This is a genomic window from Pseudomonas sp. SWI36 (assembly GCF_002948105.1).
Taxonomy (GTDB): domain Bacteria; phylum Pseudomonadota; class Gammaproteobacteria; order Pseudomonadales; family Pseudomonadaceae; genus Aquipseudomonas; species Aquipseudomonas alloputida.
In genome coordinates this window covers 5,710,624-5,725,316 of the sequence record NZ_CP026675.1, presented here as the reverse complement: position 1 = coordinate 5,725,316, position 14,693 = coordinate 5,710,624, and the positions used below count along the sequence as shown (strand labels likewise).

Genomic DNA, 14,693 nt, shown 5'->3' with positions numbered 1-14,693 from the left:
GCATTGCGCTGCGAAAAGGCCCGTATAGCTGACAGTGATATGTCGGCGTTACGGGCCTTTTCATGACACAAGACTGCCTCTGAATCCCACTCACCCCAGATCAAGCAGGTCTTGCAGGCTGGCCAGAATGGCATTGGCGTCATAAGGCTTGCGCGTGACGGGCACATGCTGCAAGTGCTCGGGAATGCTGATGCCGTCGCCATAGCCGGTGGCAAAGAGGAACGGAACCTGCCGGCGAACCAGCTCATCCGCTACGGAAATGGAGGTTCCGGTGCCCAGGTTGACATCCAGTATTGCCGCGTCCGGCTTGTGGCTGCCAAGCAGTTGCATGGCTTCGTCCTCGGAGCTGGCGGTGATCACGTCCTTGATTTGCGCATCGTTGAGAATTTGCTCCAGGCCTACTGCAATCACCAGTTGATCCTCGAGTATCAGCACACACAAGCCCGAGCGCGCTGCAAACGCACCGTTTGCACGGGCCAGAGGCGTGGCCGGGAGAGCGGTTTCTGCCGCTTCGGCTACGGAAAGGTGCTTGGCCGGGATTTTGAAAAAGCCTTGCAGGCCTTCGGGGTGATATTCCACTGCGCTGGTGCCACCCAGGTCGAACGGGATGCTGCGGTCGATCAGTACCGTGCCGAAGCCGCTGCGGCTGGGCGGGCGTACCGTTGGCCCACCACTTTCCCGCCAACTGATTGCACAGCCGTTGGTGGCGTCGATTGCCCAGCTTACCGAAAGCCTGCCGCCGGCCCGCGATAACGCACCGTACTTGGCCGCGTTCGTGGCCAGTTCGTGCAGCACCAGGGCCATGACCGAGTAAGCGCGCGCATCGAGGATAACGTTCGGGCCCTGCAACTCGATCACGCCGGCAGCCGTGCGATAGGGAGAAAGCTCGGCCTCCAGCAGCTTCGCCAGGCGCCCGCCACCGTCACCGCGCACCACCTGGTCATGGGCCAACGACAAGGCCTGAATACGCCCTTTGAGCGTTGCCACATAGTCCTGCAGGGTCTGGCTTTCCGGGGTCGGATGGGCAACCAGTGCACCAATCAGCGACAGGATGTTCTTGACCCTGTGGTTGAGCTCTTCGTTGAGCATGCGCTGGCGCACCTCAGCTTTGGCGCGTTCACTGGCGAGCAGCTCGCTGTTGTGCAGCACCACCTCGACGATAGCGGTACGGATGGCATCGCCAAACTGGCGGTCCTGCTCGGTCCAGGGTAGCGACTGCTGGTGAACGGTTTCTTTCCAGATGGCGAAGCTTTTGCGTGGCGTCAGGCGGTCGCCCAACGCGCCGCTGTCATAGGTCTTGTTCGGGTCCCCGGCCCAGTCGAGTGTCTCGACCACCTCCTTGCGGAAGAAGATCAAGTAATCCCTTGGGTGTTGCGACATCGGGACGATCAGCACACCCGACACATCATTAAAATACGCCTGGGCCGACGGGAGCACTGTCGACAGGCGATTGGACGCCCAGATTCGGCCTTCGCTGACCATGTCTGCCAGACGCAGCAGATCAGGCACGGCCGTTTGGGGCGGCGCCAGCCCTGCGCACGACCAGCGGCCTAGCAGCGACATGCCGATGCCGTCGCAGGGAATCAGCGACATCAACCGGGGTAGCCGTGCGTGGAAGAACCCATCAATGTCCGCCGCCTGGTTGGCGTCGCGCAGCAGGCTGTCCAGGGCTTTGTGGATGCGCACGGCGGCTTCGAGTTTTTGCCGGCTACGCAGGGTCTCGATATGCAGGGAGAAGAACTCACCGAACATCTCGGCGGCCACACGTTGCCCCATGGCCAGCGTGCGCGGTGCGTAGTGATGGCAGGCAATCATTCCCCACAGCTCGCCATTGACGATGACGGAAATCGACATCGAGGCGCCCACGCCCATGTTGCACAGGTATTCGCAATGGATCGGCGAGACGCTGCGCAGGTGCGCGTAGGACAGGTCGAGCGGTTCGCCCGAGGGGTCGAGCACCGGGTTGATGGCGACCGTATTGAACTGGGCGTCGGAGATTACCCGGATCGGGTTGCGCAGGTAGAGCGCGCGGGCCTGCTGGGGGATATCGGAGGCGGGGAAGTATTGGCCCATGAAGCTTTCGAGGTCGCTACGCCTGGACTCGGCAACCACCTTGCCGGCACCGTCGGCTCCCAGCTGGTAGATCATCACCCGGTCGTAACCGAGCACCGCCCGGACAAAGCGGGCGGCGTCGCGGAACAGCTTGCTGGTCTGGTCGATTTCGCGCAGTTGGGCAATCAGCGTGCGCGCCAGTTCGATCGGTTCGGCGATGCTCGCCCCGGCGGGCTCGAATTCGAGGATTGCCGTGCCTTTGTACAAGTGGGCGGCGATGTCGACGGCCGCGCCGTTGGGCAGCGTCACGCCGAAACTGAGCGCGGGGCGCGAGGCATCCCGGGTACGGGCAAGTGCGTTGCGAAGCGTATGCGTGACCTCGTCACCCAGCACCGCGTGCAGTTTCTGACCATTGATATCGCTTGCTACACCCAGCATCTGTGGGGCGTTGACCGAATGGCGCAGCACCACGGTCGCCGAGGCATCACAGGCCAGCAGGCAGCCATGGGGCTGGATGCTCCCGGGAATCTGGATGGGTTCCCGGTCGCAGTTGGTCAGGTTAACGTGGGGGTTGTGGGTCATTGGCCCGTGCCTGTGGGTAAGGGGAGGCGGGCAGCAGGTCCGCCATCGTCCGTCAGCCTAGCAGGCATTGAACGCCTTGGGGATGGCGGGTCGGGCAATACCGGTCCATTCCCAAGACAATGCTTTGATCACAGCGTGGAGTACGGATGTACTCCCGTCGAGAATCGCTTGAAGGCAGCTCTGATCAATGGTCTTATCCCGCGCTTGAGCCAACTGGTATTGCACGATGAACCGCCCGCTGTTTATTTCCTTCGATGGGCCCAAGGGGACCGGCAAGACCACGCTGCTGGAGGCCGTCACTCAAGCGTTACGGCTGGACGGGAACAAGGTGATCCGCCTTTGCGAAAGAAAGAATGATCCTCACCGGGGCGAGACCATGGCCCTGGTCAACCAGCTTTCCAGAAGCCCTTGCCAGGACCTTGAGTTCAAGGTTTGCGAGCGCTTCGCTGAAAGCCGCGCCTGGATTTCCCGACATGTACTGCCCAGGCAGCCCGCTGACAGCATCATCCTGATTGATCGCTGGTACCCCTCTGACGCTGCGTTTCGCCGCACAGTGCCGTTTGACAAGATCCTGCGCCTGAACCTCGAACGAAACGTGCAAGTGCCCGATTTGCATGTCGGCGTTGTCACAACGCCTGAAACCTCATGGGCGAGGGCCGCGGCGCGCACGCGTGGGCTGGGCAGTACGGTGATCCATAACCTGGAAGAACAGGTTGCCTGTACCGAGGCGTTCGAGCGTGCGGTTGCAGAGCAAGGCTGGGTGCTGTGCCGTAATGAAGGGACCGTCGACGAGGCAACGCGGCAGGTCGTAGGCGAGATTCAGGGCGTGCTTCGACACCTGTGAGGCTTGGGTGAGTACGGCCTGTCTACTGCCTCTGCAGGTATCAGGCGCCCTGGCGGTCGATATCACGGCGCAGGACTACCGACGTGGTAATGTCATCCACTGATTCGTGACGTGCCACGTTGTCACGTACCTGGTTGAGGTCGTCGATCGTTCGGGTCTCCACTTCAACCACCAGGTCGAGCTGACCGCTCACCGACGAAACCCGCCGTACGCGCGCGTCCGTTGCCAACTGGTCGAGCAGCCCCATGGCAGGCGTGCGCTGCAACGTCACCAGCAAGATCGCGCGTATCACGTTGGCGTCTATTTCGCCGATGTCAGCGCGATAACCGCGAATGACCCCGCTGCGTTCAAGGTTGGCGACACGCTCGGTGGTGGCACTTCGGGAAAGGCCTATGCGGCCGGCTAACGCCTTGAGCGCAATACGCGCGTCCTTCGAAAGTACCTCAAGAATCTCACGATCTTTAGCGTCCAGGTCACGCATTGCAGCCCCTTGATAAGCTTGCCGTCATTATGCCGGTCGGAACCGGCATAATGCCTGTTGCGCCCGACCGTATGCAGGGTGTCCGTTTCGGCGGCGCATGACAAGCTATTGAAAAACAATCAGCGCGCCCGGAACCTGATGATATGACAGACCTTTCCCACCCAGCACCTCGGTTTTCGGCAAGCGATGCAGAGGGCCTTGCAAAAGATTTCTTCGATGTCACCGGCACTGCAACGCCCCTGGATGGGGAGCGTGATCGCAATTACCGGCTGGAGACTGGCGTAGATGCAGGCTGGATACTGAAAATCGTCAATGCCAGCGAGCCCAGGGTAGAAAGCGAGTTTCAAACCGCGCTACTCGATCACCTGGCCGTGCATGGCGCGCATTTGGGCGTGCCACACCTGCGGGCCAGCGTGACTGGCGACTACCTGCCGTCTGTGGCCAGCAGCACCGGTGAAAAGCACGCTGTGCGCCTGGTCAGCTGGCTGGCCGGCACGCCACTTGCCAAGGCCAGACGCTCCCTGGCGTTGATGAGAAACTTCGGCCAGGCACTCGGTGAACTTGACCGTGCCCTGCAGGGCTTCATGCACCCGGGCGCAGTCCGCGACCTGGACTGGGACTTACGCCATGCTGCGCGCTCCCGTTCGCGGCTGCACTGCATCAAGGACCCTGATCGCCGGGCCGTTGCCGAGCGCTTCATCGCCCGGTTCGAACAGACTGTACAGCCAAAGCTGGCTTCCCTTCGGGCCCAGGTGATCCACAACGATGCCAACGACTGGAACATCCTGGTCGATGCCGAAACGCCCCGTAGCGTGACTGGCTTCATCGATTTTGGCGATGCCGTGCACACCGTTCTGATTGCCGAGGTCGCAATCGCCAGCGCCTACGCCATTCTCGACATGGACGACCCGATCGGCGCTGCTGCTGCGCTGGTGGCCGGCTTCCATGAGAAGTACCCGTTGCAAGCGCAAGAGCTTGATGTGTTGTTCAACCTGATTGCCATGCGCTTGGTCATCAGCGTCACGTTCTCCGCTTCCCGGCAGGACCAGACCGACGACAACCCTTACCTGGCGATCAGTGAAGCGCCTGCCTGGCGTCTACTGGAACAACTCGATTCGATAAACCCACGGTTGGCCACCGGCATTTTGCGCAAGGCCTGTGGTTTCGATGCCATCGAAGGTGCGGGGGAAGTCCGCCGCTGGATTGCCGACAACCACAAGTCGTTTGCCGACCTGGTGCGCCCGTCAGCTGCCATTCTGGACAAGGTCATCGCGCCGTTTGGCGATGCCAGCCATGAGATGACCATTGCCTCGGCCCAGCAGCGCCCTGCAGATGCGACGCGGTGGTGGAATGAATGCTCTGCCGCGCACAAGGCCCCGCTGGGCATCGGGCCATGGGGCGAGGTACGTGCCGTCTATACCGACAGCGCCTTTGAGTCTCGCTTCATCAAGGGGCAGCACCGGACCCTGCATGTGGGGGTAGATTTGCTGATGCCAGCGGGTACGCCGTTGTACGCACCGATTGCCGGCACCGTCAGAAGCGTCGAGGTCGAGCCAGACCCGCTGGGTTATGGCGGCCTGGTGATGCTCGAGCACACCCCGCCCGGTTGCCCGCCATTTCTGACACTGTGGGGGCACATGGCCCACGAGGCGCTCAGCCGTTTGAAGGCCGGTGACAAGCTCGAAGCCGGCGACCTGGTCGGTTACATGGGCAGCGATCACGAGAACGGCGGCTGGATCCCCCACCTGCATCTGCAGGTGGTCACCGATACCCGGCTGAGCGCGTGCGAGGTCATGGGCGTGGGTGAGCCAGCGTACCGCGAAGCGTGGGCCGACCTGTTCCCCGATGCCTCGGCCCTGGCCGGTATCCCGCCAGAGACCTACAGCCAGCAGGGCATGACCAAGGCCCAGATCATTGCCAGGCGCAAGGAACTGCTGCTACCCAACCTGTCCATTTCGTACACCGACCCGATCAAGTTCGTGCGCGGGGATGGCGTATGGCTGATCGACAACTTCGGGCGGGCCTACCTGGACTGCTTCAACAACGTGTGCCACCTGGGCCATAGTCATCCCGACGTGGTCGAAGCCTTGACCCGCCAGGCTGCGCTGCTCAACACCAATACCCGCTACCTGCACGACAACATCGTCGAATACGCCGAACGCCTGACCGGCACTTTGCCCAAGGGCCTTTGCGTAGCATCCTTTGGCTGCTCGGGGAGTGAGGCCAACAGCCTGATGCTGCGTATGGCGCGCAACTACACAGGCAGTGATCAGGCGATCGTGCTGGACTGGGCCTACCACGGCACCACTCAGGAACTGATCGATCTGAGCCCTTACAAGTACAAGCGCAAGGCGGGCAAGGGCAGGGCGGCGCATGTCTACGAGGCCGTGGTCCCGGACAGCTACTACGCCCCCGAGCACTGGCCCGTGGAAGCGCACGGCAAGCGCTTTGCCGAGTCGGTAGCAGAGCAGCTGGACGCCATGCGCAAGGCAGGCAAGGGCCCCGGTTTTTTCATTGCCGAATCGATCCCCAGCGTGGCGGGGCAGGTGTTTTTGCCCGAACACTACCTCAAGGAGGTGTACGCCATGGTGCGAGCCGAAGGTGGGCTGTGCCTGGCCGATGAGGTTCAGGTCGGGTTTGGCCGGGTCGGCAGCCACTGGTGGGCATTCGAGACCCAGGGTGTGGTCCCGGATGCCGTCAGCATGGGCAAACCCATTGGTAACGGCCACCCGATGTCGGCGGTAGTGACCACGCGCGAGGTTGCCGATGCTTTCAACAACGGCATGGAGTATTTCAATACCTTCGCCGGTAACCCGGTGTCATGCGCGGTAGGCCTGGCGGTACTCGATGCAATCGAGCGTGACCAGTTGAAAGAAAACGCCTTGAGTGTCGGCCATTACCTGCTCGAGGGTTTGCGCAAGCTTCAGCAGCAATTCGACGTGATTGGCGATGTGCGCGGGTTGGGCCTGTTCCTTGGCATCGTGCTGGTGACTGACCGCAAGTCAAAGGCGCCAGCCACGGCCCTGGCCAGAAAAGTGGCTGATGGTGCCCGGGAGCGCGGCGTGTTGATCGGCACCGAAGGCCCGCATGACAACGTGCTGAAAATGCGGCCTTCGATGATTTTCAGCCGGGCCAATGCAGACTTCCTTCTCGAGGTGCTGAAAGACAGCTTCACCGCGGCGCTGAAATAGCGTTTCAGCGCGGGCAGGGCGTGCGCATGTGCACGCCCTGCGGCGCACCTATCTGGCGAGCCGGGCAGGTTGCCAGCATCAAGCGCCTCTGATGCTCAGGCCTTCGCGAGCCTGGCCATGCAGGCCGGCGGCCTCTGGCAATGCCGTGACCTTGATCGCGCGCACCGGTACGGCGAACTTGGCGCCGATTTGCGAGAACCGCTCCAGCAGCCTGAAGTTGATCGCCTGCTGAATGTCCATGTAAAGGTTGTAGCCTGGGTCCTGGACGATGTAGACACACTCGAACTCCAGCGCCTCTTTGCCGAAGCCACGCAGGTGAGCGCGGTCGAAACGCGCCTGCTCCTGGGCCTTGATGGCGTCTTCGACGATGCCTGGCGCTTTCTTCACGGCCTCGGTGGGCGTGTCGTAGGAAAGTCCGAACTCGAACACGATGCGACGCTCTTGCAGGCGCTTGTAATTCTGGATGGTGCTGCTGATCATGCTGGCGTTGGCCATGACGATCTGTTCGCCGCCGAGGCTGCGGATGCGTGTGGTTTTGAGGCCGACGTGCTCAACGGTGCCCGCCAGGGGCCCGATGACGATGAAGTCACCGATCTCGAACGGCTTGTCCACGGCGATCGACAACGAAGCGAACAGGTCGCCAAGGATATTCTGCACAGCCAGCGCCACTGCGATGCCGCCCACGCCCAGGCTGGCGACGAAGGCGGTGATGTTCACCCCCAGGTTCGACAGCATTGCCAGCACTACGACTGACCACAACAGGACCCGCGCGCCCCAGGCCGAAAGGGTTGCCAGTGCGCTGCCCTGGTTCAGGCCGTCGGTACGGTGGCGGGCGAAGTAGCGGCTCAGGCCCAGGCCGATGGCGCGGTTGGCCCACAGGCCAATCTGCAAGGCAGCGACCACGAACCACAGGCTGCTGACCCTGCTCAGCCAGCGCTCGGGCAGGTCGAGCATGCTCAGGCCCACCAGCAAAGAGGCCAGCAACAACAGAAAGTTGCTGGTGCCGGAAAGCACCTTGGCCATTATCTGGCTCAGTGGGCCTTCGTGTTCGGACCAGCGCCGTACCCGGCGCATCAGGAAACTGATGGCGGCACGGGCGACCAGGAAGACCAAGGTGGCGACTGTCAGCGCCACCAGCAGATTGAGAATGGAGATGCCGAATACGGTGGTTTCGGTGAAAAACGCGATGATGCGGTCGTTCATGAGTACCTCGCCTCTGGGTTGATTTGCCAAGGTGCTTTCTTGGGACGTCAAAGAGGCGCAACAGGTCGATCGGATTTCACCACGCTGAGCTGACGGAGTCAGTCTCGGTAGATTTTCTTCAATAACCGCAACAGTTCAGTCCTTTCGTCATCCGAGAGGTTGGATGTCGCCTGATGATCGCTGTCGGCGGCGATGTGCTTCAACTCCTTCAACAGGGCTTCGCCCGATTTGCTCAGGAAAATCCCATACGAGCGCTTGTCCGGTTTGCACCGCACGCGCACGGCCAGCGCGCGCTCTTCCAGTTTGTTCAGCATTGGCACGACTTGCGGCGGTTCGATTGCCAACGCACGCGCCAGGTCGGCCTGCATCAGCCCGGGGTTCTGGTCGATGATCGCCAGGGCGGAAAATTGGGCCGGGCGCAGGTCATGGGCCGAGAGCCGGGCAATAAGGTTCTGGAACAGCTTCAATTGCGCGCGTCGCAAGGCGTAGCCGATCAAGTCTTCAAGCACCCCTTCTCCCACAGGAGCAGCCACGCAAGCGTCGTCGGTACTACGGGCAGACCTAGCCATCAGGGTTCATGCTCCTCGATCATGGGTAATAAAGTTACCTATTTTGCCTGTCCTTATGCGATTCGGCTAGAGAGGCTTTGGAAAAAGGCAGCGCGCCTACGCATGGGTTAAAGATAAATTTGTTAATGGTTAATTGACATAACTATTTTGACCCGTTAGCGTGGCCCCATCACCTCGAACAACAAGAGTGCAGAACCATGAGCAAATATGAAGGCCGCTGGACCACTGTGAAGGTCGAACTGGAAGCGGGCATCGCCTGGGTGACCCTCAATCGCCCGGAAAAACGCAATGCCATGAGCCCCACCCTGAACCGGGAAATGGTCGACGTGCTGGAAACCCTCGAACAGGACGCTGACGCTGGCGTGCTGGTATTGACCGGTGCCGGCGAGTCCTGGACCGCCGGCATGGACCTGAAGGAGTACTTCCGCGAGGTGGACGCCGGCCCGGAAATCCTCCAGGAAAAGATTCGTCGCGAAGCCTCGCAATGGCAATGGAAGTTGCTGCGTCTGTATGCCAAACCGACCATCGCCATGGTCAACGGCTGGTGCTTCGGCGGCGGCTTCAGCCCACTGGTGGCATGCGACCTGGCGATCTGCGCCAACGAAGCGACCTTCGGCCTGTCGGAAATCAACTGGGGCATCCCGCCTGGCAACCTGGTCAGCAAGGCCATGGCCGATACCGTTGGCCATCGTCAGTCGCTGTACTACATCATGACCGGCAAGACCTTCGATGGTCGCAAGGCTGCCGAGATGGGCCTGGTGAACGACAGTGTGCCGCTGGCCGAGCTGCGTGAAACCACCCGTGAGTTGGCGCTGAACCTGCTGGAAAAGAACCCGGTGGTGCTGCGCGCCGCGAAGAATGGCTTCAAGCGTTGCCGCGAGCTGACCTGGGAACAGAACGAGGACTACCTCTACGCCAAGCTCGACCAGTCGCGCCTGCTGGACACTACTGGCGGCCGCGAGCAGGGCATGAAGCAGTTCCTCGACGACAAGAGCATCAAGCCAGGCCTGCAGGCCTACAAGCGCTGAGTCGCACCGCGGGCGGCGGTGTGCCGCGCCAAAGCCCGTGGGTATTTCTCTATAACGACAACAAGAGGAATGAGCATGTTGCAGGTGCCTTTGCTGATTGGCGGGCAGTCGCGCCCCGCCAGCGATGGACGAACCTTCGAGCGCTGTAACCCGGTGACTGGCGAGGTGGTGTCGCAGGCTGCCGCCGCCACACTGGCCGATGCCGATGCCGCCGTGGCTGCTGCCAGCGCGGCGTTTCCGGCCTGGGCCGCCCTGGCACCGGGCGAGCGGCGCAGCCGCTTGCTGGCAGGCGCTGATCTGTTGCAGGCGAGGGCCGCCGAGTTCATCGCCGCCGCCGGTGAAACCGGGGCCATGGCCAACTGGTATGGCTTCAACGTGAAGTTGGCCGCCAACATGCTGCGCGAGGCTGCAGCCATGACCACGCAGATCACCGGTGAAGTGATCCCCTCGGACGTTCCCGGCAGCTTCGCGATGGCCCTGCGCGCGCCCTGCGGCGTGGTGTTGGGCATCGCGCCGTGGAACGCCCCGGTGATACTGGCCACGCGTGCCATTGCCATGCCGCTGGCCTGCGGCAACACCGTGGTGCTCAAGGCCTCGGAGCTGAGCCCGGCGGTACATCGGCTGATCGGCCAGGTGCTGCACGATGCAGGCATCGGCGACGGCGTGGTCAATGTCATCAGCAATGCGCCGCAGGATGCCCCGGCCATCGTCGAGCGGCTGATCGCCAACCCTGCGGTACGCCGGGTCAACTTCACCGGTTCGACGCACGTCGGGCGCATCGTCGGCGAGCTGGCGGCCCGCCACCTCAAGCCGGCCCTGCTCGAACTGGGCGGCAAGGCGCCTTTGCTGGTGCTCGACGATGCCGACCTGGACGCCACGGTCGAAGCGGCGGCCTTCGGTGCCTACTTCAATCAGGGGCAGATCTGCATGTCCACCGAGCGCCTTGTGGTGGACAGCCGTATTGCCGACGCCTTCGTCGACAAGCTGGCGGCGAAGATCGCCGGGCTGCGTGCAGGTGATCCGCAAGCCAGCACCTCGGTGCTCGGCTCGCTGGTCAGCGCAGCGGCCGGCGAGCGCATCAAGGCACTGATCGACGATGCCGTGGCCAAGGGCGCGCGCCTGGTCAGCGGCGGCCAGCTCGAAGGCAGCATCCTGCAACCGACCTTGCTCGACAACGTCGATGCCAGCATGCGCCTGTACCGCGAGGAGTCCTTCGGCCCGGTGGCGGTGGTACTGCGCGCCGAAGGCGACGAAGCCTTGCTGCAGCTGGCCAACGACTCGGAGTTCGGTCTGTCATCGGCCATTTTCAGCCGCGACACCAGCCGCGCCCTGGCCTTGGCTCAACGGGTGGAGTCGGGTATCTGCCATATCAACGGGCCGACCGTTCACGATGAAGCGCAGATGCCGTTTGGCGGGGTCAAGTCCAGCGGCTATGGCAGCTTCGGCAGCCGCACGGCCATCGATCAGTTCACCCAGTTGCGCTGGGTCACCCTCCAGCACGGCCCGCGTCACTATCCCATCTAGCCGCGGCAGGCCCAGGCCACTGGCAAGATGACCGCCGCCCCGTCATATCGGGCGGCGGCAGGATGTACAACAAGAACAAGGAGCAACCTGCGTGAATAACGAAGCCCGCTCAGGGTCGACCGACCCTGGCCAACGTCCGCGCTACCGCCAGGTGGCCATCGGGCATCCCCAGGTGCAGGTCAGCCACGTCGACGACGTGCTGCGCATGCAACCTGTCGAGCCACTGGCACCGCTGCCGGCGCGCCTGCTCGAGCGCCTGGTGCATTGGGCCCAGGTGCGCCCGGACACCACTTTCATCGCGGCACGCCAGGCAGACGGTGCCTGGCGTTCGATCAGCTACGTGCAGATGCTCGCCGATGTGCGCACCATCGCCGCCAACTTGCTAGGACTGGGCCTCAGTGCCGAGCGCCCGCTGGCGCTGCTTTCCGGCAACGACATCGAACACCTGCAAATCGCCCTCGGCGCCATGTATGCCGGTATTGCCTATTGCCCGGTGTCGCCGGCCTACGCGCTGTTGTCGCAAGACTTCGCCAAGTTGCGCCATGTCTGCGAGGTGCTCACCCCCGGAGTGATCTTTGTCAGCGACAGCCAGCCGTTCCAGCGCGCCTTCGAGGCGGTGCTGAACGATTCGGTCGGCGTGATCAGCGTGCGTGGCCAGGTCGCAGGTCGCCCCCATATAAGCTTCGACAGCCTGTTGCAACCGGGTGACCTGGCGGCGGCCGATGCGGCTTTCGCCGCCACCGGGCCGGACACCATCGCCAAATTCCTCTTCACCTCGGGCTCGACCAAGCTGCCCAAGGCGGTGATCACCACCCAGCGCATGCTGTGCGCCAATCAGCAGATGCTTCTGCAGACTTTTCCGACGTTCGCCGAGGAGCCGCCGGTGCTGGTGGACTGGCTGCCGTGGAACCACACGTTCGGCGGTAGCCACAACCTCGGCATCGTGCTTTACAACGGGGGCAGTTTCTACCTCGACGCCGGCAAGCCGACCCCGCAAGGCTTCGCCGAGACCTTGCGCAATCTGCGCGAGATTTCCCCCACGGCCTACCTCACCGTACCCAAGGGCTGGGAGGAACTGGTCAAGGCACTGGAGCAGGACCCCGCGCTGCGCGAGGTGTTCTTTGCCCGCATCAAGCTGTTCTTCTTTGCCGCCGCAGGCCTGTCGCAAAGCGTCTGGGACCGGCTGGACCGCATAGCCGAGCAACACTGCGGCGAACGCATCCGCATGATGGCCGGCCTTGGCATGACCGAAGCCTCGCCATCGTGCACCTTCACCACCGGGCCTTTGTCGATGGCCGGCTATGTCGGGCTGCCGGCACCTGGCTGCGAAGTGAAGCTGGTGCCGGTGGGCGACAAGCTCGAGGCGCGCTTCCGTGGCCCGCATATCATGCCGGGCTACTGGCGCTCGCCGCAGCAGACCGCCGAGGCGTTCGACGAGGAGGGTTTCTACTGTTCGGGCGACGCGTTGAAGCTGGCCGATGCCAGGCAGCCCGAGCTTGGCCTGATGTTCGATGGCCGTATCGCTGAGGACTTCAAACTTTCGTCCGGGGTATTCGTCAGTGTCGGGCCGCTGCGCAACCGCGCAGTGCTGGAGGGCTCGCCTTACGTACAGGACATCGTGGTCACCGCGCCGGACCGTCAATGCCTGGGCCTGCTGGTTTTCCCGCGTCTGCCCGAGTGTCGTCGCCTGGCCGGGCTGGCAGAGGATGCCAGCGATGTGCAGGTGCTGGCCAACGACACCGTGCGCAGTTGGTTCGCTGACTGGCTGGAACGCTTGAACCGCGATGCCCAGGGCAACGCCAGCCGTATCGAATGGCTGTCGCTGCTGGCCGAGCCGCCGTCGATCGACGCCGGTGAAATCACCGACAAGGGCTCGATCAATCAGCGCGCCGTGCTGCAGCGGCGCGCCGCTCAGGTCGAGGCGCTGTACCGTGGCGAAGACCCCGACGCATTGCACGCCAAGGTGCGGCCTTGAGTGCGGCCGGGCTGTGCACCGTCTTCGAGGACACGGCCATCGTCCAGATGATGCGCACACCCTGGGTCGACCTGGGTGGCGCATTGGCCGCGATCTCGCCCATCGACCTGGGCATTCAGGCCGGGCGCGCGGTGCTGGCACGTGCAGCTGCCGGCCCTCAGGCGGTAGACAGCGTGCTCGCCGGCAGCATGGCCCAGGCCAGCTTCGACGCCTACATGCTGCCACGCCATGTCGGCCTCTACTGTGGCGTGCCGCAGTCGGTACCGGCACTGGCGGTGCAGCGCATCTGTGGCACGGGCCTTGAACTGTTGCGTCAGGCCGGTGAACAGCTGCGCAGTGGCGCCCGCCAGGTGCTTTGCGTGGGCGCGGAGTCGATGTCGCGCAATCCGATCGCGGCCTATGAACACCGGGGCGGTTTTCGCCTGGGGGCGCCGGTCGGGTTCAAGGACTTTCTCTGGGAAGCCCTGTACGACCCGGCTGCCGGCGTGGACATGATCGGTACTGCGGAAAACCTGGCCCGTGCCTATGGCCTCGCTCGTGAAACGGTGGACGCGTGGGCCCTGCGCAGCCATCAGCGGGCCCTGCAAGCCCAGGCGCAGGGCTGGTTCGACGAGGAAATCGTCAGCGTCACCGCGCAGGCACTGGAGGCAGAAGGCTGCCAGCCACGCGGCATTGCATTGCCGCGTGGCGTGAGTGAGGTCAGCCAGGACAGCCACCCGAGGCCTACCGATGCCGCCGCACTGGCCCGACTGCGCCCGGTGCACGCCGGTGGCGTGCAGACGGCTGGCAACAGTTGCGCGGTGGTCGATGGCGCGGCGGCAGCCTTGGTCACGCGCTACTCCGATTGCACTCATCCGCCTTTGGCGCGCTTGCTGATGGCCACGGCCGTTGGCGTGCCGCCCGGCCTCATGGGCATCGGGCCGGCGCCGGCCATCACCTTGCTGCTCGAGCGCAGCGGCCTGCGCCTGGAGCAGATCGACCGCCTGGAAATCAACGAGGCCCAGGCCGCCCAAGTGCTGGCGGTGGCCCAGGCACTCGAACTCGATGTGGACAAGCTCAATGTCCATGGCGGCGCTATCGCCCTCGGTCACCCACTGGCCGCTACAGGCCTGCGCCTGGTCCACACCTTGGCCCGTCAATTGCGCGACGGCAACTTGCGCTATGGCATCGCAGCGGCATGCATCGGCGGTGGCCAAGGCATGGCGCTGCTGATCGAAAACCCTCATTTCGTTGCCTGACCCGGA

The 14,693-nt window shown here is 63.3% G+C and carries 10 protein-coding genes; 6 read left to right on the top strand and 4 right to left on the bottom strand.

Annotated features, from left to right (window positions below; all coding sequences use genetic code 11):
* Nucleotides 1–90: 90 nt before the first annotated feature.
* Nucleotides 91–2,634, bottom strand: coding sequence for an HWE histidine kinase domain-containing protein (locus tag C4Q27_RS27260; protein ID WP_104887682.1), 2,544 nt, complete (start codon nucleotides 2,632–2,634; stop codon nucleotides 91–93).
* Nucleotides 2,635–2,860: 226 nt separating this feature from the next.
* Here C4Q27_RS27260 and C4Q27_RS27255 point away from each other — a divergent pair, with 226 nt between their 5' ends.
* The gene (locus C4Q27_RS27255; RefSeq protein WP_064493464.1) at nucleotides 2,861–3,478 is read left to right on the top strand and encodes a dTMP kinase; all 618 of its coding nucleotides are present in this window, start codon (nucleotides 2,861–2,863) and stop codon (nucleotides 3,476–3,478) included.
* Nucleotides 3,479–3,518: 40 nt separating this feature from the next.
* Here C4Q27_RS27255 and C4Q27_RS27250 read toward each other — a convergent pair whose 3' ends face one another.
* Complete coding sequence (locus C4Q27_RS27250) at nucleotides 3,519–3,959, bottom strand: Lrp/AsnC family transcriptional regulator (RefSeq protein ID WP_004374903.1); 441 nt, start codon at nucleotides 3,957–3,959, stop codon at nucleotides 3,519–3,521.
* Nucleotides 3,960–4,102: 143 nt separating this feature from the next.
* On the opposite strand from C4Q27_RS27250, the gene C4Q27_RS27245 reads away from it, so the two are divergent.
* Complete coding sequence (locus C4Q27_RS27245; protein WP_104887681.1) at nucleotides 4,103–7,150, top strand: aminotransferase class III-fold pyridoxal phosphate-dependent enzyme; 3,048 nt, start codon at nucleotides 4,103–4,105, stop codon at nucleotides 7,148–7,150.
* Nucleotides 7,151–7,228: 78 nt separating this feature from the next.
* Here the strand turns inward: C4Q27_RS27245 and C4Q27_RS27240 are convergent, their stop codons facing one another.
* Together C4Q27_RS27240 and C4Q27_RS27235 are read right to left on the bottom strand one after the other, a co-directional pair.
* Nucleotides 7,229–8,353 (bottom strand): mechanosensitive ion channel family protein, encoded by a 1,125-nt coding sequence (locus C4Q27_RS27240; protein ID WP_104887680.1) that lies wholly within the window; start codon nucleotides 8,351–8,353, stop codon nucleotides 7,229–7,231.
* Between the two features lie 98 nt (nucleotides 8,354–8,451).
* On the bottom strand, nucleotides 8,452–8,922 hold the full coding sequence (locus C4Q27_RS27235; protein WP_012052230.1) for a MarR family winged helix-turn-helix transcriptional regulator: 471 nt from the start codon (nucleotides 8,920–8,922) through the stop codon (nucleotides 8,452–8,454).
* A 197-nt stretch (nucleotides 8,923–9,119) separates the two neighbouring features.
* On the opposite strand from C4Q27_RS27235, the gene C4Q27_RS27230 reads away from it, so the two are divergent.
* The 4 genes from C4Q27_RS27230 (at nucleotide 9,120) to C4Q27_RS27215 (ending at nucleotide 14,687) form a co-directional block, all read left to right on the top strand.
* Nucleotides 9,120–9,950: a p-hydroxycinnamoyl CoA hydratase/lyase gene (locus C4Q27_RS27230; RefSeq protein WP_010954234.1), complete on the top strand. Its 831-nt coding sequence runs from the start codon at nucleotides 9,120–9,122 to the stop codon at nucleotides 9,948–9,950.
* A 75-nt stretch (nucleotides 9,951–10,025) separates the two neighbouring features.
* A complete protein-coding gene (locus C4Q27_RS27225) occupies nucleotides 10,026–11,474 on the top strand; it encodes an aldehyde dehydrogenase (RefSeq protein WP_104887679.1) in 1,449 nt (482 codons plus the stop codon).
* Between the two features lie 91 nt (nucleotides 11,475–11,565).
* Complete coding sequence (locus C4Q27_RS27220; RefSeq protein WP_064493468.1) at nucleotides 11,566–13,449, top strand: feruloyl-CoA synthase; 1,884 nt, start codon at nucleotides 11,566–11,568, stop codon at nucleotides 13,447–13,449.
* Nucleotides 13,446–14,687, top strand: a complete 1,242-nt coding sequence (locus tag C4Q27_RS27215; RefSeq protein WP_104887678.1) for a thiolase family protein — start codon at nucleotides 13,446–13,448, stop codon at nucleotides 14,685–14,687. The genes C4Q27_RS27220 and C4Q27_RS27215 overlap by 4 nt, the downstream gene beginning before the upstream one ends.
* Nucleotides 14,688–14,693 lie beyond the last annotated feature (6 nt).

Coding starts and splice junctions, on each gene's coding strand:
- C4Q27_RS27240 (WP_104887680.1), bottom strand. CDS start 8,353: ATGAACGACCGCATCATCGCGTTTTTCACCGAAACCACCGTATTCGGC.
- C4Q27_RS27250 (WP_004374903.1), bottom strand. CDS start 3,959: ATGCGTGACCTGGACGCTAAAGATCGTGAGATTCTTGAGGTACTTTCG.
- C4Q27_RS27235 (WP_012052230.1), bottom strand. CDS start 8,922: ATGGCTAGGTCTGCCCGTAGTACCGACGACGCTTGCGTGGCTGCTCCT.
- C4Q27_RS27225 (WP_104887679.1), top strand. CDS start 10,026: ATGTTGCAGGTGCCTTTGCTGATTGGCGGGCAGTCGCGCCCCGCCAGC.
- C4Q27_RS27230 (WP_010954234.1), top strand. CDS start 9,120: ATGAGCAAATATGAAGGCCGCTGGACCACTGTGAAGGTCGAACTGGAA.
- C4Q27_RS27255 (WP_064493464.1), top strand. CDS start 2,861: ATGAACCGCCCGCTGTTTATTTCCTTCGATGGGCCCAAGGGGACCGGC.
- C4Q27_RS27260 (WP_104887682.1), bottom strand. CDS start 2,634: ATGACCCACAACCCCCACGTTAACCTGACCAACTGCGACCGGGAACCC.
- C4Q27_RS27245 (WP_104887681.1), top strand. CDS start 4,103: ATGACAGACCTTTCCCACCCAGCACCTCGGTTTTCGGCAAGCGATGCA.